This is a genomic window from Cupriavidus sp. P-10 (assembly GCF_003402535.2).
GTDB lineage: Bacteria > Pseudomonadota > Gammaproteobacteria > Burkholderiales > Burkholderiaceae > Cupriavidus.
The window spans coordinates 1,143,461-1,161,431 of sequence record NZ_AP025171.1; the positions used below are offsets into that span (position 1 = coordinate 1,143,461).

Sequence of the window (17,971 nt, forward strand, 5' to 3'; positions counted from 1 at the left end):
CCGGACGACAGTGCGCCGGGCGTGTGCGATGATAGCCTTGCCCCAGAAAAAGTGCGACAAGCGGAGACACAGCAATGCCAACTGATTTCGACAGCGGCCTGGCCCGCAATGCGGCCAATTTCGTACCGCTCACTCCCATCGACTTCCTGGTCCGCGCCGCCGAGGTGTACGGCGACCGCCTGGCCATCGTGCACGGTCCGGTGCGCCAGAACTGGCGCGACACCTATGCGCGCGCGCGCCGCATGGCCAGCGCGCTGGCGCGTGCCGGCGTCGGCAAGGGCGACACCGTGGCCGCGCTGCTGCCCAACACGCCGGCCATGGTCGAGGCGCATTTCGGCGTGCCGATGGCGGGCGCCGTGCTCAATGCGCTCAACATCCGGCTCGATGCCGCCAACCTGGTCTTCATGCTGCGCCATGGCGAGGCGCGCGTGCTGCTCGCCGATACCGAGTTTGCCGACCTTGCGCGGCAGGTTGCGCTGGAAATTCCCGGGCTCAAGGTGATCGCGGTCCATGATGCGCTGGGCCCGCAGGCCGAGCCTTTCGGCGAAACCGACTACGAATCCTTCCTGGCTGCAGGCGACCCGGCCTACGCATGGCGCATGCCCGCCGACGAGTGGGAAGCGATCGCACTGAACTACACCTCCGGCACCACCGGCGATCCCAAGGGCGTGGTCTATCACCATCGCGGCGCGGCCATCAACGCGATCTCCAACATCCTGGAGTGGGACCTGCCCAAGCATCCGGTCTACCTGTGGACGCTGCCGATGTTCCACTGCAATGGCTGGTGCTTTCCGTGGACCATCGCGGCGCGCGCGGGCGTCAACGTCTGCCTGCGCAAGTTCGAACCCGGCCTTGTCTTCGACCTGATGCGCGCGGAAGGCGTGACGCACTACTGTGCCGCGCCGATCGTGCATACCGCGCTGGTCAACGCGCCCGCATCGTGGCGCGAGGGTGTGCGCGGCCCGGTGCGCGGCATGGTCGCCGGCGCGCCGCCCCCGGCAGCGGTGCTCGCGCAGATGGAGGCGATGGGCTTCGAACTCACGCACGTATACGGCCTGACCGAGGTCTATGGCCCGGCCGCGGTCTGTGCCGAGCAGGATGACTGGCGTGCGCTGTCGGAACAGGACCGCGCCGTGCGCAAGGCGCGCCAGGGCGTGCGCTATCACCTGCAGTCGCAGGTGGCCGTGCTCGACCCCGACTCGATGCAGCCCGTGCCCGCCGACGGCGAGACCATCGGCGAGATCATGTTCCGCGGCAATATCTGCATGAAGGGCTACCTGAAGAACGAGAAGGCCACGCGCGAGGCCTTCGCCGGCGGCTGGTTCCATACCGGCGACCTCGGTGTGTGCATGCCCGACGGCTATATCAAGATCAAGGACCGCAGCAAGGACATCATCATTTCCGGCGGAGAGAACATCTCCAGCGTGGAAGTGGAAGATGCGCTCTATCGCCATCCCGCGGTGCTTGCCGCGGCGGTGGTGGCGCAGCCTGATGCCAAGTGGGGCGAGACGCCGTGCGCCTTTGTCGAGTTGAAGGACGGTGCCAGTGCCACCGCGGAGGATCTGATCGCGCATTGCCGCACGCTGCTGGCCGGCTTCAAGGTGCCCAGGGCGGTGTACTTCGGGCCGCTGCCCAAGACCTCGACCGGCAAGATCCAGAAGTTCGAGTTGCGCCGCAAGGTGAAGTCGGACTCCGCCATCGATGTCTGAACGCGGCGGTTGCCAGGGCCTAGGGCTGCACGGCTTCCTCGGCATCGCGCAGGCCGGCGATATAGGAGTCGATGGCTTCGCGGCCCCACGCCATGCCCGCGCGCGTGGCATCGCTGGCACAGCCAAAGCGCATCTGCATCACGGGGCACGGCCATGGCAGCCGCGCGCCGTGATGCCAGACCTCGGCACGCAGCGTCCACCAGCCGTCGTGCTGGCTGCCATAGCGCAGCGCCGCGACATGGATGCGATAGCCGCGGTAGCTGGCGTTCTCGTCATGGCATCCGCTGGGCATGCGCTATCGGGCGTTCAGCGTGCCCGTGTTTCGTGCGGACTTCCATGGATGCGGGGGCGATGCCAGTCCTGGGCAAGGTCGGGGAACACCTCGCATTCGCCACGCACGATGTTCTCGATGGTGGCGCACACGCATTCGGTGCCGCGCGGCCCCACGCACACCAGGCTGCGCGGATGATCCGTATGCTGCGGAATGGCATAGACGCGCATGCCCTCCTGGTACAACGGATGCTTGCTCAGGCGCTCGTTCATCAGCTCGACGAAGCGCTGCGGAGAGACGACCGGCTTTTCCATTTCATGCTCCTGCGGCCCTGCCCACCCCACCGATGGCAAGCGCGGCGAGGCGACCAGGTCAGTTAAGGCCAGGAAGATGACAGGCAGGTGGCAGGGAACCACCCGGGCCGCGGGACGGCCAGGGCGTGGCCGGAACGGAGAATCGCGGGCAAACAGCCAGCCCGCGTTGCCACTGCCACGATTCCAGACTAGGACATGCGTGGCAGCGCGCAAGGATTCGTGCCGCCCATACGCCCGCGCCTGCACATGGCAGCGCGGGCGGCGGGCTTCAGGTGGTGCGCAGTTCGCTCGCGGAGCGCGGGCCATCCAGCATGCCATTGCCGGCGGCCCAGCAGGCTGCCTCGGCCTCGGCATGCGAACCGTACGTGGAGGGCGCTTCAACGGTGCAGTCGGCGTCCGCCGCGCCGCACAGTTCTTCCATGATGATGCGCCAGGTGTACTGGCCGGATGGCTCCTCCAGCACGTGCAGTACCAGCGTGCGGTGATGGTCCGAAAGCGTAAGGGGCAGGGTCGACATTGGCGCCTCCCGTAGGCAGGTGGGACGCATTGATGCTAGCAACTGCAAGCGCCCGGTGCCATCAGAGAATTGCAACCGCGGCATGGCAAGATAAGCGTGCCGCGGCTTCCCCCGCCGCACCGAATCCAGTAACCTTCTGCGCCTGACGCCACGTGCCGCCTGCTTCTCGCCACCGACCATGCAAAATTCGCCCGCGCTCAACCAACAGGTCGCCGCCCTGACGGCCCACTACGACGCCACGGTGTTGCCGCTGTGGACCGCCAGCGGCTGGAATGCCGGCCTGTTCCTGCCCTATGAGGCCCTTGACGGCGCCACGGCCACGGCGCTGCCGGCGGCACGCTACCGCGCCATGGCATGCGCGCGGCAGCTTTATGCGTTTTCGGTGGCGGGCCAGCATGCGCATGCCGATACGCTGTTCGGCTCGCTGCAGGCGTATTTCGGCGACGGGGCGGGTGGCTGGATCTACAGCGTCGGCCCGGACGGCTCGCCGCTGGACACCACGCGCGACCTCTATACGCATGCCTTCGTGGTCTTTGCATGCGCCAGCTACCACGCGCTGCGCGGCAATCCCGATGCACTGGAGGTGCTCGACGAAACCGTCGACATCGTCGAAGACCGCTTCGCCGAAGATGGCGGGCTCTACCACGCCGCGCTCAGCGAGCACTTCCGCCCGAAAGGCGCGGGCGTGTTGCAGAACCCCGTGATGCACCTGACCGAGGCCTACCTGGCGGCGCTCGATGCCACCGGCGACGAATGGTATGCCGAACGCCTGCGTGAAATCGCGATGGCGGTGTACGAGCGCTTCGTCGATCCGGCCACGGGTTGCATTGCCGAGCTGCCGCAGGGCACTGCGGACAACCGCATCGAACCGGGCCACCAGTTCGAATGGTTCTCGCTGGTCGCAAGCCGGCCGCAACTGTTCGGCGACTTGCCGCTGGAAGGCGCGCTGCGCCAGGCCTTCGACTTTGCGCAACGCCACGGTGTCACGCCTGGCACGCTGGGCGTCAGCGCGGCGCTGGATGCGCGTGGCGGGTTGCTGGACGGCACCCAGCGCATCTGGGCGCAGACCGAGTATGCACGCGCACTGGCGCTGCATGGACAACCCGAGGCGCTGGCCACGCTGGAAGCCTGGGCCGGGCAGTTCCGCAGCCGCTTCCTGCATGCGCAGGGTTGGCACGAATGCCTGGCACCGTCCGGCGACGTGGTGCGCGCCGAGATGCCGTCGACTTCGCCGTACCACCTTGCAACGTCCTACCTGGCGCTGGCACAAGTCGCCGGTGTGCCCTGGCCGACCAGATAACGCGACGCAATCGTTATCAATTCTTTGCAGTCGCGGCCGGGGGGCGCAACTAGACTCAAGCCCGCGCTCCGCCCGTGCGTTGTCCTTCTTAACTACCTGGTCGTCGTTCTGAAGTCGCGGGCCGGGGCGCATCCGCCGGCGATGATGGCTGCGCGCCTACGCGGACTTCCATCTGCCGTACCCTGGTGGCGGCGCGGGTTTCTGCGTGGTCATCGAGGATCAGGCACAGCAGCGTCAGCAACGTCGCTGCGATCATGCTCAGCGCGATCCAGGCGAGGCAGTGCTTGCGTTCCATGGCGGAATGGATGGGGCATTATGGGAGCGCGCAGTGTAAGCGCCCGTCCGCAAAGCGATTGTCAACCTTTGCAAACGTAGCGCTTAGGCCATGTCTGGACACTTTGGGCCAATCGCTCCCTTCCACCAATTTGGCGTTTTCGCCAGTTCCGGCAATGCTGGCGAGAGTGGCGTATCAGCTTTATTCGGTCACGCCATGCTCGCGCAGCAGCCGTTCGCATTCATCGAGCATGTCGTGCGCAAAGGCTGACTGGTAATTGGGATCGAGCGCTTCCATCATTTCATGCGCGGCATACAGGCCCGCTTCGCGCGACAGCGTCTCGGCCAGCTGGCGTGCGAACTGGTCGCTGAGTTCGGACAGCAGGCGCCGCTCGGACAGCGGCAGCTGCAGCCGCGAACGCGACAGCCACTCGCCCGCGAGCGTCGCGCCCTGCGCGTCCGTCATCCACTGGCGGTGCTCGTAATAGGCCGACAGGCGCTCGGCGGCCAGCGCGAACAGCAGCGCCTTGCGGGTGTTGAAGTCGATGCGGGGCAGTGGGGCGAGGCTCATGGGTACGGCTTGCTGCCCGGCGCAAGGCCTGCAGCGATCTTGTCAGGGTGTCAGCGTTTTGGTGAGGTCAGGCAGCGGCAGGGCCGAAGCGTTCCGCCAGCCATGCGCCGATGGCAACGATTTCTTCCAGGCAGACCGAATGCCCCATCGGGTAGGACTGCCATGTCAGCGGATGCTCGCGCGCCTGGATAAAGTCGCGTGCGGCAACACCCAGCTGCAACGACACCACATCGTCCTGCGTGCCGTGCGCGGCAAACACCGGCGTGGCGGCATTCGCCGTGCTGGCCTGCGCTGCCAGCGCGGCGGGCGCGGGAATATAGGTGGATAGCGCCACGATGCCGGCAAGCGGCTCGGGATGCGTCAGGCCCGCGGTATACGCGATGGCCCCGCCTTGCGAAAACCCGGCCAGCACGATGCGGTGGCAGGGGATGCGGCGCGCATTCTCGCGCGCGACCAGCGCACGGATGGCGTTGCACGAGGCCTGGATGCCGGCCTCATCGGCACGGCGGCCTGCCTCATCGAGGGAGTAAATGTCATACCATGCCGGCATGACATAACCGCCGTTGCAGGTCACGGGAATCGCCGGCGCGTGCGGGAAAATAAAACGCACGCCAGGTGAGGCGGGCAGCCGCAATTCCGGCACCACGGGGGCGAAGTCACTGCCGTCGGCACCCAGCCCGTGCATCCAGATCACGGCGCAGCGGGGATCGGGCGCGGTTTCGATTTCAATGGCAGGCAGCAGTTCGCTCATGGGCAGGTTCCTGTGTGACGGCGTGCCCGCGCGCCGGTGGGCGCGGCAGGCAGCGCGAGTATCGCACAGGTCAGGCCCGCTGATGGCGCAAGCAGGCGCAAGCAGCCGCAAGCCGCCCTGCGTCCGCTACGCGGGCAGGGCGGCGTACTGCCCGCTCAGGCAGCCGACGGAACGATCGGCACGGTAGTCAGGCCCGGCGCGCGCGCGCTGTGCGCGGCAGCAGGCAACTCCGGCATTGCAGGCATGGCGGCGCGGCGCTTGTCCACCACGTCTTCCACGCCCTTGGCCGAGACATCTTCCAGGAACGCGACCATGTCGCGGTAGTAGGCCACCTGCATCTGCGCCTCCAGCATCCGCCGTTCGGCCTGGAATAGCGTCAGCCTCATGTCTTGCAGTTCCCTTTCGGCGATTTTTTCCGGGGTCGGCGGACTGAACAAGTTTGCAAGCCAACGCATGGCAGAACCTCCAGTGCTGTCAAAGCGAAATTGCGATGCTTGTGCGACGAGGACAAATATAGACAAGAAATCGACAAAAGGCCTCTTGGCCACTTTGCCGTGGCGCCTCGCCCACAAGGATGATTGCCGCTGGCGGAAGTCTGCGGTAGATTGTCCGGCGACTTCGTGGCGCCCCCCTCACTGCTTGCCTGGCACGCGCATCGAACCGCTGTTTTCGCGGGGATTTTCGTGCGAATTTTCGTGCGAATTTTCGTGCAAATGCCCGCCCTGGCTGCCTTCCCTGCCTGCTTCCACCACGTCCACGCGCGCGCCGGTTTCGACTAGCGAGCCGCTGTCCATATCCTGCACGTAACGCACGATCGGCGCCCAGAATGCGGCGAGATGATCCGGCGCGATGGCCGCTCCATGCGGCATGGCGTCGTGCATGACCAATCGATGCAAGTGCCGCGCGGCAGCGGCCACGCGCTCTGCATGGCCGTGCGCGAACACGGCATCGGCACGGCTGTGCACCACCAGCAGCGGGCGTTCGAGGCGGCTGGCGCGCGCGACATTGTCCCAGGGATCGGGCAGCAACCACGCGGCCCACGCCGGCACGCGGCCGGTCTGCACCGCGGCGCGGCGCGCCGAACTGAAGCCGGCGGCGATGACGTAGCCATCGGGCTGCGGCGCGAAGAGCCGTGCCACATCAAGCAGGATGCCCGAGCCCAGCGAATGGCCCAATACGACGCGGCGCGACGCCGCGGGCGCGGCCGCAAGAAACTGCCGGTACGCAGTGATGGCGTCCTGGCGCAGGTGGCGCACGGAAGGGCGTCCGCTGCTGCGGCCATAGCCGCTGTAATCGAACACGAATGAAGCAATGCCGGACTCCACCAGCATGGCCTGTACCGGCAGCCAGTCGGCCAGGGTTTCGTTGTCGCCATGGCAGACCATCAGCGCGGGCGCGTCGGGCCACGCGGCGGGAACGAAGCGGGCATGCAGCTCGCGATCGCCGCTGGCGAACGTGGTATGCCGCACAGGCATGGATGACCACGGCACAGGAATCTCGGTGCTTGTTTCATCCATTCGCGTGACAAATGCATTGCGCTCCACCGCACGAAACAGTAGGTGGCGTGCAACTCCGGCGGCCAGCGCGACCCCGGCCGCCACGGCGAGCCAGCGCAGCGTGCCTGGCGCCGCCGGCGTGGGCGAGGGTGCGACGGGGTCGGGATGCGAAGTCTCGAACATGAGATAAGGGCGTGCCGTGGTGAGGGGCCTGTGTATTCAGGCTAGCAGGCGACTGTGAACATGTGAAGAAACGTCCATCCCGGCAAAGGGAATTGTCGTGTGGGGCCGATCGGCTATCGCGCCAATAGAAAAGTTTTACCTTGACTATCTACCTAGTAGTAGATAGCATTCTCTCCATGGAACCGCTGCACCGCCAGCAACAAGCAGGAAGGGTGGAGAAGTGGCGATCCCATTGCAATACCGCTAGGCGGTCTTTTTTTAACACAGGCTCTCTATCTACTAGTAGATGCGAGTCATGAAAGAGACCCCAGGAAGCCACTGACACCGATAGACGCGATCCGAAACATCGCCCCAGGAGCCCATCATGACCAAGTTTGCCAAGACCCTGATCACCGCCGCCACCCTTGCCGCCGCCTTCGCCGGTGGTGCCGCCCATGCTGCTGGCGTGCAGGACAGCAGCTTTGCCGGTGACAAGTACGGTTACCAGTTCCGCGTCGGCAAGACCGACGCCTTCACCGACGGTGCCCGCACCGGCAAGTTCGATCCGTTCACCGAAGGCGCCCGTACTGGCCAGTTCGACGTGTTCACCGAAGGCGCGCGTGTCGGCAAGACCGATCCCTACACCGAAGGCTTCCGCACGGTAGCGGGCCTGGACCGTAGCGGTGTGTCGTCCGAGCCGTCGCGCAGCATCGATCCGTACACGGACGGCGCGCGCGTTGGCAAGTTCGATCCGTACACCGACGGCAGGCGCGTGGGCAAGTTCGATCCGTACACCGACGGCGCGCGGGCCTGATCGCTGCCGGCCAGCGGGCCGGCGGCTTCACCACTTTTACGGCAAGCGGCCACTGAGGCCGCTGCCCGATGGAGTCCATCATGAGTTTGCGTGACAGCATCCTGCTGCTTGGCGGATGGCTGGTACTTTGCGTGACGAGTGGCTCGATGATCACCTTCGCCGCGCAGGTCTTGCCTGGCTAAAGCCGATGCCTCGGCGCTAGGGGATTACCCGGCGCCGGGGCATTTCAACTTGAGCGCCTATCTTCGCGTAGATACACTGCTTTCATGAAAACGCAATCCGTACGCGAGCAGTTGCTCGAGCACACCCTTGTCCTGATCCGCCGCCGCGGCTTCAACGGCTTCAGCTATCGCGACCTGGCCGAGTTGGTGGGGGTAAAAACCTCCAGCATCCACTATTACTTCCCGACCAAGGACGACCTCGTCCTCGAGGCGGTGAAGGAATACAGCGCGCGCCTGAGCGAGCACCTGCGCGCCATCGACACCAAACTGCCGGTGACCGAGCAGGCCGCGATCTACCTGGCGCCGTTCCGCAACAGCTGCGGCTCTGACCAGATCTGCCTGTGCGGCATGCTGTCGACGGAGACCCTGTGCCTGCCTGAATCCGTGCACAAGCTGCTGCAGGGCTTCTACCAGATGCACGAGCAGTGGCTGACGGGGCTGCTGGAGCGGGCGCAGCCGCTGCGCAGCACGCCGTTCCCGGTGCCGCCGCCGCGGCTGGCGCAGGTCGTGTTTGGTTCGCTGCAAAGCGGCTTGATCGCGGCGCGCCTGTTTGGCACGTCCGACCGGGTCGAGGCTGCGGCCGATACGCTGATGGCAGCGGTGGCCGGCTAAGGATTTCATGTCGTATTTTTCGCGCAGTCAGTGGCGCGTCCGGAGCCGTCGTGTGGCGAAAGCTGCCCGACGGCTCTTTTCATTGACGAGGCACGACGTCGCATCGCGCTGCTCCATTCTTCCGTAACTCCTTGCAAATCAATGACTTGACTGCTGGATCCCGTTTCACTATCGGCCCGATAGAAATATTCTTCCTTGACTATCTACCTAGTAGTAGATAGTATTTGACTCATGGAAGCGCCGCAGCGCCAGCAGCAAGCAAGAAAGCAGGGCCCAGCGACGATCCCATTGCATGACCGGAGGCGGTCATTTTTTCAGGACCGGTTATCTATCTACTAGTAGATAACCGGTCCGGAAGAAAAAGCCGCAAGCCACTGACACCGATATACGCAATCCGAAACATCGCCCCCCAGGAGCCCATCATGACCAAGTTCGCCAAGACCCTGATCACCGCCGCTACCCTTGCTGCCGCCTTCGCCGGTGGCGCCGCCCACGCCGCAGGCGTGCAGGACAGCAGCTTTGCCGGTGACAAGTACGGCTACCAGTTCCGCGTCGGCAAGGCCGATGCCTTCACCGACGGTGCCCGCACCGGCAAGTTCGATCCGTTCACCGAAGGCGCCCGTGCCGGCAAGTTCGACCCGTTCACCGAAGGTGCGCGCGTCGGCAAGGCCGACCCCTACACCGACGGTGCCCGCATCGTCGCCGGCCTCGACCGCAGCGGTGTCTCGGCTTCTCCGGCACGCAGCGTCGACCCGTACACCGATGGCGCGCGCGTCGGCAAGCCTGATCCGTACACCGACGGCGCCCGCACCGTAGCCGGCCTGGACCGCAGCGGTGTCTCGGCTTCTCCGGCACGCAGCATCGACCCGTACACCGATGGCGCACGCGTCGGCAAGGCTGATCCGTACACCGACGGCGCCCGCACCGTAGCCGGCCTCGACCGCAGCGGTGTCTCGGCTTCTCCGGCACGCAGCATCGACCCGTACACCGATGGCGCACGCGTCGGCAAGGCTGATCCGTACACCGACGGTGCCCGCATCGTCGCCGGCCTGGATCGCAGCGGTGTCTCGGCTTCTCCGGCACGCAGCGTCGACCCGTACACCGATGGCGCACGTGTCGGCAAGGCTGACCCCTACACCGACGGCGCGCTCGCCTGAGGCAAGCGTCTGAAAAGCGGCCGGCAATTCGCCGGCCCCCTGTAACCGCCGGGCCGCCAGCGCGGCCCGGTACTTGGAGTCGATCATGCGTTGGCGTGACACTGCGCTGATTCTGGGCGGATGGGTAGGGCTTTGCCTTGTGAGCGGGTCTCTCATCACGCTCGTCGCACGCGCGACGGCCTGAGCCGCGCGGTACCGAAGAAGGAGCTGAAACAATGAAAACCCGGTCTGTACGCGAAGAGCTGGTCGAACATGCACTGGTGCTAATCCGCCGTCGGGGGTTCAACGGGTTCAGCTACCGCGACCTGGCCGAACTGGTCGGGGTCAAGACCTCGAGCATCCACTACTACTTTCCGACGAAGGACGACCTGGTGCTGGAAGCGGTGCGCGAATACAGCACACGCAAGCAGGCGCGCCTGGACGGCATCGACAGCAGCCTGCCGACGGCCGAGCAGGCACGCCAATACCTGGCGCCGCTGCGAGCCGGCTCCGGCACTGAAGAGGCCTGCCTGGTCGGCATGCTGGCGGCGGATGTGCTGATGCTGCCGGAATCCGTGCGCAGCGCGATGCGCGACTTTGTCCGCCTCAACGAGCAATGGCTCGCGCGGCTGTTCGAGCGCGCGGCGTCGCAGCGGCAGGCGCCTTACCCGGCGTCGCCGCAGCAGTTGGCACAGATCGCATTCGGCGCGCTGCAGAACGGCCTGATCAGTGCGCGGTTGTTCGGCACCACCGAGCGGCTGGATGCCGCCGCCGCAATGCTGTCGAGCCTGATGCCGGCGGAGCAGGCGTTAGCGCTTGCCTGACGCCATCGTGGATACGGCCTCGCACAACCACTTCGGATCGTCGTGGGGCAGGTCGTGGCCGGCCCAGTGGTGCACCAGCACCGGCGCGTCCCAGGCCTGACCGATTTTTGTGGAACAGGCCGGGTCGACCAGCCGGTCCGATGACGACGCGATCAGCAGCACAGGGCAGTGAGGCGCGTTGGCCGGCGCGCAATAGCGCGCCGCGGCCACCAGTTGCGCCAGTGCGGCGCTGCGGCTGACCGGCGCATCGGCGGCAATGGCACGCCAGGCCGCGATGTCGGCCGCGAGCGTATCCGCGCGCGCGCAGGTGATGGCATGGATTGTGCGCTCGCAATAGGCGCGGTCGTGCCAGCGCTGCGCGATGCGCAGCAGCTTGCCCCAGTTGCGCGGCCGCAGCCGCTGCGTCGGCGTGCAGAAGGGCCGCATGCTGGTATTGACCAGCGCCAGTCCGGCGACTTCGTCCGGATAACTGCAGGCCCACTCGGTGGCGACCATCGCGCCCAGCGACATGGCCAGCACGCGGTACGGTCCGCGCGCTCCGGCGGTCGACAGCTGGCGCCGCACCGCGCTGACCATGTCGCGCACGCTCCAGGGCGCGGGCTGCACCGACAGCGCGCCATTGCCCGGCAGGTCGGGCAGCAGCGGCCGGCCCAGCCCGGCTGCTTCCCACTGCGCGGGCAGGTCCCCCCAATGGCGCGTCTCGCGCGTCAGGCCCCGCAGGAATACCCATCGGCTCATGCCATCCTCATCCAGCTCATGGCAACGCTTCCGTCTGCCAGTGCGCGCGCGCCTGCCGGAGCAGCGCCTCGCGCTGCGGCCCGCGCGGCAGCCAGCGTTCCGGCGCAAATGCGACGCGCCCGAGGAAATCGAACAGGCTCACGTGGCGGCGCAGCACGCGCGCGGTGCGGTGCGCCTTGATCGGGTTGAACATCCCCTCGCGCGAGAACAGCTGGCGGGGGTTCTTCTTGATCCACAGCCAGGAGCCCAGTTCCAGCGTCATCGGCAGGAACAGGCTGCCCGACGGCGCAAGGTCATACGCGTGGTCCCACAGGTCGCCATGCAGCAGGTACTGGTGGCTTTGCGGCTCGAAGGTGTAGCCGTGGTGCGGGTGCGCCTGCTCGAACAGGCTCTTGAGCAGGTACATCTCGGCCAGGTGCGCCATCGGCCGGCGCGTGCGCGCGTACGGGAACCAGATGCTGTCGCGCCAGCCGTAGCCGGAGTGGCAATCGACCGCAAAACTGAGCGGACGCGGCAGCAGTTCTTCCTGCACCACACGCAGCAGCGCGCGGCTCTCCAGCTCCATCGGCCGGCCTTCCGGGCCGCGATACCAGGGCAGCCAGGCGCCAACGCGCTGCCCGCCGGCCAGGAACGGCACGCGCGCGTCGGCGTCCTGCGGGCCGTTGCGCATCAGGTCGACGCCGTTGGGATTGGCCCGGGTGCCGGCCCACATGCCGCCGGGATTGACGATCGGCATGAACACCAGCCGCACCGCCTGCAGTTCGCGATGCAGCAACTCGTCCCACGCCAGCCGGCCCAGCACCGAGCGCAGGTAATCCAGCACCAGCTGCGTGCCGATGCGCTCCAGCCCATGGATGCCACCGAAGATGCCGATGGCCGGCGCCTGCGGGTCGCGGCTGCCGAGCGTGGCCACATGCACGCCGAAGCGGTGCCCCTGCACCGTGGTTTCGCACACCACGCGGCAGTCGAGCACATGGCTGCCGCTGTCGAGCAGCGCCAGCAGCTGGTCGTATTCAGGAAAGCCGGCGGCGCGGGCGATCATGCAGCCTGCGGCTCGGCGGCGGCATCGGCCGCCGTCACGCAGGCCAGGAAGGCACCCACCAGGCGCGTGCCGTGCCGGCTCTGCAGGCAATAGAGATACTCGTTCAGCACCGGCGCGCCGTGCGCGAACGGCACCACCCGCAGCAGCGGGTCTTGCGGCACTTCGCCCAGCGGCACCACGCTCGCGCCCAGGTTCTGGCGGATCGCTTCGTAGATGGCCTCGCGGCTGCCGATCACGGTATGCCGCGGCAGCTTCTGCGCGCAGGCGGCGAGCGCATCCTCGGTCGCCTTGCGTGTCATCGAGCCGTGCTCGCGCACCAGCAGGTGGCAGCCGTGCAGCTGGGCCAGGTCCACCTGCGGCAGGCGCGCCAGCGCATGGTCCGGATGCACCACCAGCACCATCGGCGCCGAGGCCAGGCGGATGCGCGCAAGGCGGTCGTCTTCCACCGGATGAGACGACACGGCCGCGTCGATGCGGTACTCGAACAAGGCTTCGAGCATCTGCTGCGAGTTGCCGATGTCCAGGCTCACCTCGATCGCCGGATAGCGCTGCCGGAACGCGGCCACCGCGCGCAGGATGTAATAGGGCCCCGTGGCGCCGAGCCGCAGGTTGCCGAAGCGCAGGTCGCCGGCGTTGCGCAGCAGGTAGTCGGCCTGCCCTTCGTGTTGCATCAACTGCTCGACCACCGGCATCAGCGCCAGGCCCACGTCGCTCAGGTCGACCCGGCTGGCGCGGCGGTGGAACAGCTCGACGCCATACGACTCTTCAAGCTGGCGGATGCGGCCGGTGACGGTGGGCTGGCTCACGCGCAGCTGCCTGGCCGCCATGGTGATGCTGCCCTGGCGCGCCACTTCGAAAAAGGTCATCAGCAGGTCGCCGAGCATGGTCATCCGCGTAGAAGTTGGGGGAGGCGGACCGGACAGGTCCGGACGACCGCGCAGTCTAGCGGGGCAATATGACAAAACGGCGACGCCCGGTGAGGCCTGACCGTGTTCAACGCCGGGGACCAAGACGTGCGCATGGCCAACGGCGCGGCTGATGTGCATGGCCAGGCCAGTGCGCCGGCGCGGCGGCACCACGGCCGCACGCCACTACACTTCCAACACGCATCGCAGCAAGGGATCGTTGCAATGCTGGTAGATGCCAACGCAAAGCAAGCGCTGCGCCGCGCGGGTGATGCGAGAGGTAATGCGAGATGTGATGCGCGACGTGATCCTGCGTCGCAGGACCCAATAGTTGATAACGGAGTGCTTGCCATCCACCAGCGTACGATCTCCCAAAGCCGACATCGTGTGGATACCATGTGGATTCAGTTGATCTCGTTCCGGGCTGACAGTTCGAATCACCTCCTCTCTATAGAGGGTTGGCGTGCAATGCAGTATTCGATTGACAGCGATCGCCTGCCCATATCCGCTCTTGCATACCTGCGCGACACGCAATAGCTCATCGCCGTCCTTGATGACGGCGCCCGCGGAGCGGGATGACTGGTGATCGATCTTCACCGGATTCTGTGGATGGGCGTGCCATGGCCCGAGAAGATCGGAGGCATAGCACAGGCAAAGGTTGTCGAACGCACCCAGTGATACGTCGGTGTACGCCAGCCAGAAGTATCCCTGGTGCCTGAAGATCGTGGGGTCGGCGACCTCGGTATTGTCAAGGATCACCGCGACCTGCGCCCAGCGCCCGCCTTCGTCGAGCCGGTTCAGCACGCAGCGACGGCTTTGCGCTGATTCCGCGACGCAATACAACGCGCCCTTGTGAGGGAACAGATACGGGTACGACAAGTGCCCCGCCAGCCCGAGGTCGACATGCTCCGGCGGATCCGGCTCGGCAGACCCGTTAAGCTTCAACCTGACAATGCGGCCAACGTTCCGCTTGAGATCGAACTCCTCGCAATAGATCTCATCCTTGCTGCCGGGCACGCCAAACGGGTCAGCCCAATACTGGGTCCCCCTGCGCTTGCCGATCCATCGTACCGGCAAGTGTTGCGAACGCATTGCTTCGGTCAGCCGCATGTCGACGATGCCCACCATCCAGTAGTCGACCAGCAGGCAGCCCCTGAGCAAGCGCAACAGGCGGTTGCGCAGTTCTCGCAATTTCCACATCATCCGTTGCACCAACGTCGCACGCTTGCCGTCTGGCTTCCATGCGGGACGCGGCTGCAGGGTGCCGAGCACAGCAATCTCGCGCGCTGCCGAAAGCAACAAGGTTGCCGCAAAACCGCACAATCGCTGCATCGATACGCGCTCGCCCGGACATGCAAAGGCGCCCGCCTTGTCGATCAGGGTGGTTCCCGCTGACGTGCTCGCAACCAGGTGCAGGTGAATGCCAACGCCCGCCGCTATGGTTTCGAGTCCGTGGTGCTCTTCACCCAGTACTACCCCTTGCCGATCGCAAATGCGCCATACACCCTCGGCGGTATCGCCGTGGCAGTCCGTGCCAAAGTGGCCGGTGAGGTCGACGATTGCAGTGATGTCGCGAACCTGGGGTGCAGCGTCATCGCGACTGGGACGCGCCGAGCCTGCGCAGCTGCCATGTTGCGCTGCAAGCTCCCAGACCAGGGTCTCGCAGATGCCGGACGCCCGCAGCCGATTGACCAACTCGTGCTCCCAGGACGTACCATGGCGTGAGTTGAGCACGAAAACCAGGACGGGGAGCACCGCAGCACCTGGCACTTCGCTCACGCTCCGGGAGCTATCCCTCCTCGGCTCGCGAACCAAATCAGATTCTGTATGCATCACGTCGCTTTCTGTGGCGATTTCTTGCATGAGAACTCCTTCTTCCCTTGCAGTCAATTGTTGCTCATGCGCTCGCCGCAATCAAAACGCAAACGGGTGGTTGGTCTACCTGTTTTGTGCGCGGCCATACAAAGAATGCCGCCATGACAGCCGCGGGCCGCGTCTAACGCGGCCTCTCCGGAAAGTTGTCTTGTCAAGAAGGCGAGTGCGGCCCGCGTGGAAACTGCGGGGCCGCACCAGGGCCAGGCGTCAGCCGGCCACACCCATCGCCGGATCGGACACGCTGTCCTTGCCGGTCTCGATGCGCCCGGCAAAGCGCCGCGTGAAGCCGCCTTGCGCCGTGGTCACCGTGAAGTCGTACCAGTTGCCCTGCAGGCCCACCGGCCAGTGCTGCTGCAGTTGCTTTCCGGCCGGCACTTCGAAACTCCATGGGCCGTCATTGCGATAGGCATTGGGCCGGACGGTGAAGGTGGTGGCCGCGCTGCCGGTGTTGATCAGGTCCAGGTAGACCGCCGCGTTGGCGATGTCGTAGCAGACGCGGATCTCCGGCGCGCTGGCGCCAGCGGCGCCGGCCGCGGCAACGTCGCCGCTGAAGGCGCGATGGAAGCCGTTCGGTCCCAGTACCCACAGGTCGTACTTGCCGGCATCGCTGGCGAAGACGTCCCAGCTGCCGTGCAGTTCCTTGCCGGGCTCAACCATATAGCGGCGCGGCACGCGGTCCAGGTGCAGGCGGTCGTAGACATGGAACACCGCGGCGGCCTTGCCGGTGTTGGCGAACAGCAGCCGCATCACGCGTTCGCGGGCGTCCTCGCGGGCGCTGACATGGAGTTCGTAGGGCAATGCGCGCGACGGACGCGTGCCGCGCTCCTGCGGCGGCAGCGGCTGGCTGCCTGCCGCGGGCAGCGGCACTTGCGGCAGCGCGCCCTGCGCGGTGCGGATCGCGTCGGCACTGACCTTGTCCCGGTTCGGTAGCGACGGCAGCGGATTCGCGTTCGGGCTGATGAAGTTGAACGCCGAGGTCAGGTCGCCCGCCACCGCGCGGCGGAAGCTGCTGATATTGGTCTCGGCGACGCCAAAGCGGGCTTCCAGGAAGCGCAGCACCGAAGTGTGGTCGAACACCTGCGAGCTGACCCAGCCGCCGCGGCTCCAGGGCGACACCACGTACATCGGCACGCGCGGGCCGGGGCCGTAGGGATGCTTGTCGACGTGGTATTCGGGCGCCAGTTCGCCAGCGTCCAGCGTGGTCGCGCCGGCCAGCGTATCGCCGTCGTAGGCGGGGGCGCACGGCGGCGGCACGTGGTCGAAGTAGCCGTCGTTCTCGTCGAAGTTGATCAGCAGTACGGTCTTGCTCCAGATGGCGGGGTTGGCGGTCAGCGCGTCAAGCACCTCCTGCGTATACCACGCGCCCTGCACCGGGCTGGACGGCCCGGGATGCTCCGAATAGGTGGCCGGAGCCACGATCCACGACACCTGCGGCAGCGTGCCGGCGGCAACGTCGTCGCGTAGTGCCTGCAGGAAGCCGCCCTCCGGCATGGTGTTGGCCACGCCCTTGAGCAGCGGGCTGATGGCGTCGTCGGCGCTGGTGTACGGCGGGTAGGGGCTGCCGTTGGCGAGGTTGCCGCGTGCCGCGTTGGCGTCGCGGTATTGCTTGAAACCCGCGAGCGGGTTGTCGGTGAAATTGTCCGGCATGTTCTGGTAAACCTTCCAGTTGATGCCGGCCGCGTTCAGCCGCTCAGGGTAGGTGGTCCAGGTGTAGGGCGTGTTCGAGCCGGTGAACGAGTCGCCGCTGTTGTCGATCACCGGGCCCCCTTGCGTGCCGGCCGGATCGTTGGTGCCGGTCCAGTGGAACAGCCGGTTCGGATTGGTGCCGCCGTGGAAGCTGCAGTGGTAGGCATCGCACAGCGTAAAGGCATTGGCCAGCGCCACCTGGAAATCCAGCTCGGCCTCGGTGTAGTAGCCCATCGACTGGGTCTGCTTGTAGGTCGGCCACTTGTTCATGCGGCCCAGGTCCCAGGCGGCTTGCGCATCGGGATAGGAGTGCGGCGTGCCGCTGACGCGCTGCGCATTGCCGGCGCTGCTGTCGAGGTGGTAAGGCAGCACGGTGCGCGTGGTGCCGCCGTTGGTATAAGTCTGCTGCCAGACGTTGAGGCCGCCAGCCAGCGGGATCGGGAAGCGGTCGCCGAAGCCGCGCACGCCGCGCAGCGTGCCGAAGTAGTTGTCGAACGAGCGGTTCTCCTGCATCAGGATGACCACGTGCTCGACGTCGCGGATGGTGCCGGTGGCATTGTTGGCGGGGATCGCCAGCGCGCGGCGGATGGCCGGCGGGAACGAGGCCAGCGCGGCGGTCGCGGCGGCGCTGCTGCCGGCGAGCTTGAGGAAGTTGCGTCTGCTATGCGAATTCATTGGGTTCTGGGCCGGATGGGTTCAGGATAGACGGCGATGCGGGCGGCTGCGCTCGTTGGCCGCAGTCGTTGGCCGCAGT

19 protein-coding genes are annotated in these 17,971 nt (G+C 66.3%); 6 read left to right on the top strand and 13 right to left on the bottom strand.

What is annotated here, in order from left to right; translation table 11 throughout:
* Positions 1 to 74: 74 nt before the first annotated feature.
* Positions 75 to 1,709 carry an acyl-CoA synthetase gene (locus tag CTP10_RS22300; protein WP_116321133.1) on the top strand — a complete coding sequence of 545 codons (1,635 nt, stop codon included), beginning with the start codon at positions 75 to 77 and terminating at the stop codon, positions 1,707 to 1,709.
* Between the two features lie 19 nt (positions 1,710 to 1,728).
* Here CTP10_RS22300 and CTP10_RS22305 read toward each other — a convergent pair whose 3' ends face one another.
* The 3 genes from CTP10_RS22305 to CTP10_RS22315 all read right to left on the bottom strand — a co-directional run bounded on the left by CTP10_RS22305 (position 1,729) and on the right by CTP10_RS22315 (position 2,811).
* On the bottom strand, positions 1,729 to 2,001 hold the full coding sequence (locus tag CTP10_RS22305; RefSeq protein ID WP_116321132.1) for a hypothetical protein: 273 nt from the start codon (positions 1,999 to 2,001) through the stop codon (positions 1,729 to 1,731).
* A 14-nt stretch (positions 2,002 to 2,015) separates the two neighbouring features.
* Complete coding sequence (locus tag CTP10_RS22310) at positions 2,016 to 2,294, bottom strand: hypothetical protein (protein ID WP_116321131.1); 279 nt, start codon at positions 2,292 to 2,294, stop codon at positions 2,016 to 2,018.
* Positions 2,295 to 2,562: 268 nt separating this feature from the next.
* Positions 2,563 to 2,811: a hypothetical protein gene (locus tag CTP10_RS22315; RefSeq protein WP_116321130.1), complete on the bottom strand. Its 249-nt coding sequence runs from the start codon at positions 2,809 to 2,811 to the stop codon at positions 2,563 to 2,565.
* Positions 2,812 to 2,989: 178 nt separating this feature from the next.
* Here CTP10_RS22315 and CTP10_RS22320 point away from each other — a divergent pair, with 178 nt between their 5' ends.
* Positions 2,990 to 4,111: an AGE family epimerase/isomerase gene (locus CTP10_RS22320; RefSeq protein ID WP_116321129.1), complete on the top strand. Its 1,122-nt coding sequence runs from the start codon at positions 2,990 to 2,992 to the stop codon at positions 4,109 to 4,111.
* An 88-nt stretch (positions 4,112 to 4,199) separates the two neighbouring features.
* Here the strand turns inward: CTP10_RS22320 and CTP10_RS22325 are convergent, their stop codons facing one another.
* The 5 genes from CTP10_RS22325 to CTP10_RS22345 form a co-directional block, all read right to left on the bottom strand.
* Positions 4,200 to 4,406: a hypothetical protein gene (locus CTP10_RS22325; RefSeq protein WP_116321128.1), complete on the bottom strand. Its 207-nt coding sequence runs from the start codon at positions 4,404 to 4,406 to the stop codon at positions 4,200 to 4,202.
* Positions 4,407 to 4,586: 180 nt separating this feature from the next.
* The gene (locus tag CTP10_RS22330; RefSeq protein WP_116321127.1) at positions 4,587 to 4,955 is read right to left on the bottom strand and encodes a hypothetical protein; all 369 of its coding nucleotides are present in this window, start codon (positions 4,953 to 4,955) and stop codon (positions 4,587 to 4,589) included.
* Positions 4,956 to 5,022: 67 nt separating this feature from the next.
* Positions 5,023 to 5,706, bottom strand: coding sequence for an alpha/beta hydrolase (locus CTP10_RS22335; protein WP_116321126.1), 684 nt, complete (start codon positions 5,704 to 5,706; stop codon positions 5,023 to 5,025).
* 155 nt (positions 5,707 to 5,861) lie between these two features.
* Complete coding sequence (locus CTP10_RS22340) at positions 5,862 to 6,161, bottom strand: hypothetical protein (RefSeq protein WP_116321125.1); 300 nt, start codon at positions 6,159 to 6,161, stop codon at positions 5,862 to 5,864.
* A gap of 177 nt (positions 6,162 to 6,338) precedes the next feature.
* Positions 6,339 to 7,385 carry an alpha/beta hydrolase gene (locus tag CTP10_RS22345; RefSeq protein ID WP_116321124.1) on the bottom strand — a complete coding sequence of 349 codons (1,047 nt, stop codon included), beginning with the start codon at positions 7,383 to 7,385 and terminating at the stop codon, positions 6,339 to 6,341.
* Positions 7,386 to 7,749: 364 nt separating this feature from the next.
* On the opposite strand from CTP10_RS22345, the gene CTP10_RS22350 reads away from it, so the two are divergent.
* The 4 genes from CTP10_RS22350 to CTP10_RS22365 all read left to right on the top strand — a co-directional run bounded on the left by CTP10_RS22350 (position 7,750) and on the right by CTP10_RS22365 (position 10,971).
* The gene (locus CTP10_RS22350; protein ID WP_116321123.1) at positions 7,750 to 8,178 is read left to right on the top strand and encodes a hypothetical protein; all 429 of its coding nucleotides are present in this window, start codon (positions 7,750 to 7,752) and stop codon (positions 8,176 to 8,178) included.
* Between the two features lie 266 nt (positions 8,179 to 8,444).
* Complete coding sequence (locus tag CTP10_RS22355) at positions 8,445 to 9,011, top strand: TetR/AcrR family transcriptional regulator (protein WP_116321122.1); 567 nt, start codon at positions 8,445 to 8,447, stop codon at positions 9,009 to 9,011.
* A 422-nt stretch (positions 9,012 to 9,433) separates the two neighbouring features.
* Positions 9,434 to 10,168: a copper resistance protein CopQ gene (locus CTP10_RS22360; protein ID WP_116321121.1), complete on the top strand. Its 735-nt coding sequence runs from the start codon at positions 9,434 to 9,436 to the stop codon at positions 10,166 to 10,168.
* A 215-nt stretch (positions 10,169 to 10,383) separates the two neighbouring features.
* On the top strand, positions 10,384 to 10,971 hold the full coding sequence (locus tag CTP10_RS22365) for a TetR/AcrR family transcriptional regulator (RefSeq protein ID WP_116321120.1): 588 nt from the start codon (positions 10,384 to 10,386) through the stop codon (positions 10,969 to 10,971).
* Here the strand turns inward: CTP10_RS22365 and CTP10_RS22370 are convergent.
* The 5 genes from CTP10_RS22370 to CTP10_RS22390 form a co-directional block, all read right to left on the bottom strand.
* Positions 10,957 to 11,709 (bottom strand): alpha/beta fold hydrolase, encoded by a 753-nt coding sequence (locus CTP10_RS22370; protein WP_116321119.1) that lies wholly within the window; start codon positions 11,707 to 11,709, stop codon positions 10,957 to 10,959. The genes CTP10_RS22365 and CTP10_RS22370 overlap by 15 nt on opposite strands.
* Positions 11,710 to 11,725: 16 nt before the next feature.
* A complete protein-coding gene (locus CTP10_RS22375; protein WP_116321118.1) occupies positions 11,726 to 12,751 on the bottom strand; it encodes a M14 family zinc carboxypeptidase in 1,026 nt (341 codons plus the stop codon).
* On the bottom strand, positions 12,748 to 13,635 hold the full coding sequence (locus CTP10_RS22380) for a LysR substrate-binding domain-containing protein (protein ID WP_116321220.1): 888 nt from the start codon (positions 13,633 to 13,635) through the stop codon (positions 12,748 to 12,750). The genes CTP10_RS22375 and CTP10_RS22380 overlap by 4 nt, the downstream gene beginning before the upstream one ends.
* Before the next feature lie 207 nt (positions 13,636 to 13,842).
* A complete protein-coding gene (locus CTP10_RS22385) occupies positions 13,843 to 15,519 on the bottom strand; it encodes a glucosamine inositolphosphorylceramide transferase family protein (protein WP_116321117.1) in 1,677 nt (558 codons plus the stop codon).
* A gap of 219 nt (positions 15,520 to 15,738) precedes the next feature.
* On the bottom strand, positions 15,739 to 17,892 hold the full coding sequence (locus CTP10_RS22390; protein WP_116321116.1) for a phosphocholine-specific phospholipase C: 2,154 nt from the start codon (positions 17,890 to 17,892) through the stop codon (positions 15,739 to 15,741).
* Between the last annotated feature and the right edge of the window lie 79 nt (positions 17,893 to 17,971).

Excerpts from the sequence above, each read along its gene's own strand:
- CTP10_RS22350 (WP_116321123.1), top strand. The coding sequence starts at position 7,750 with ATGACCAAGTTTGCCAAGACCCTGATCACCGCCGCCACCCTTGCCGCC.
- CTP10_RS22385 (WP_116321117.1), bottom strand. The coding sequence starts at position 15,519 with ATGCAAGAAATCGCCACAGAAAGCGACGTGATGCATACAGAATCTGAT.
- CTP10_RS22330 (WP_116321127.1), bottom strand. The coding sequence starts at position 4,955 with ATGAGCCTCGCCCCACTGCCCCGCATCGACTTCAACACCCGCAAGGCG.
- CTP10_RS22360 (WP_116321121.1), top strand. The coding sequence starts at position 9,434 with ATGACCAAGTTCGCCAAGACCCTGATCACCGCCGCTACCCTTGCTGCC.
- CTP10_RS22305 (WP_116321132.1), bottom strand. The coding sequence starts at position 2,001 with ATGCCCAGCGGATGCCATGACGAGAACGCCAGCTACCGCGGCTATCGC.
- CTP10_RS22300 (WP_116321133.1), top strand. The coding sequence starts at position 75 with ATGCCAACTGATTTCGACAGCGGCCTGGCCCGCAATGCGGCCAATTTC.
- CTP10_RS22380 (WP_116321220.1), bottom strand. The coding sequence starts at position 13,635 with ATGCTCGGCGACCTGCTGATGACCTTTTTCGAAGTGGCGCGCCAGGGC.
- CTP10_RS22310 (WP_116321131.1), bottom strand. The coding sequence starts at position 2,294 with ATGGAAAAGCCGGTCGTCTCTCCGCAGCGCTTCGTCGAGCTGATGAAC.
- CTP10_RS22315 (WP_116321130.1), bottom strand. The coding sequence starts at position 2,811 with ATGTCGACCCTGCCCCTTACGCTTTCGGACCATCACCGCACGCTGGTA.
- CTP10_RS22390 (WP_116321116.1), bottom strand. The coding sequence starts at position 17,892 with ATGAATTCGCATAGCAGACGCAACTTCCTCAAGCTCGCCGGCAGCAGC.
- CTP10_RS22340 (WP_116321125.1), bottom strand. The coding sequence starts at position 6,161 with ATGCGTTGGCTTGCAAACTTGTTCAGTCCGCCGACCCCGGAAAAAATC.
- CTP10_RS22365 (WP_116321120.1), top strand. The coding sequence starts at position 10,384 with ATGAAAACCCGGTCTGTACGCGAAGAGCTGGTCGAACATGCACTGGTG.
- CTP10_RS22370 (WP_116321119.1), bottom strand. The coding sequence starts at position 11,709 with ATGAGCCGATGGGTATTCCTGCGGGGCCTGACGCGCGAGACGCGCCAT.
- CTP10_RS22325 (WP_116321128.1), bottom strand. The coding sequence starts at position 4,406 with ATGGAACGCAAGCACTGCCTCGCCTGGATCGCGCTGAGCATGATCGCA.
- CTP10_RS22320 (WP_116321129.1), top strand. The coding sequence starts at position 2,990 with ATGCAAAATTCGCCCGCGCTCAACCAACAGGTCGCCGCCCTGACGGCC.
- CTP10_RS22375 (WP_116321118.1), bottom strand. The coding sequence starts at position 12,751 with ATGATCGCCCGCGCCGCCGGCTTTCCTGAATACGACCAGCTGCTGGCG.
- CTP10_RS22335 (WP_116321126.1), bottom strand. The coding sequence starts at position 5,706 with ATGAGCGAACTGCTGCCTGCCATTGAAATCGAAACCGCGCCCGATCCC.
- CTP10_RS22355 (WP_116321122.1), top strand. The coding sequence starts at position 8,445 with ATGAAAACGCAATCCGTACGCGAGCAGTTGCTCGAGCACACCCTTGTC.
- CTP10_RS22345 (WP_116321124.1), bottom strand. The coding sequence starts at position 7,385 with ATGTTCGAGACTTCGCATCCCGACCCCGTCGCACCCTCGCCCACGCCG.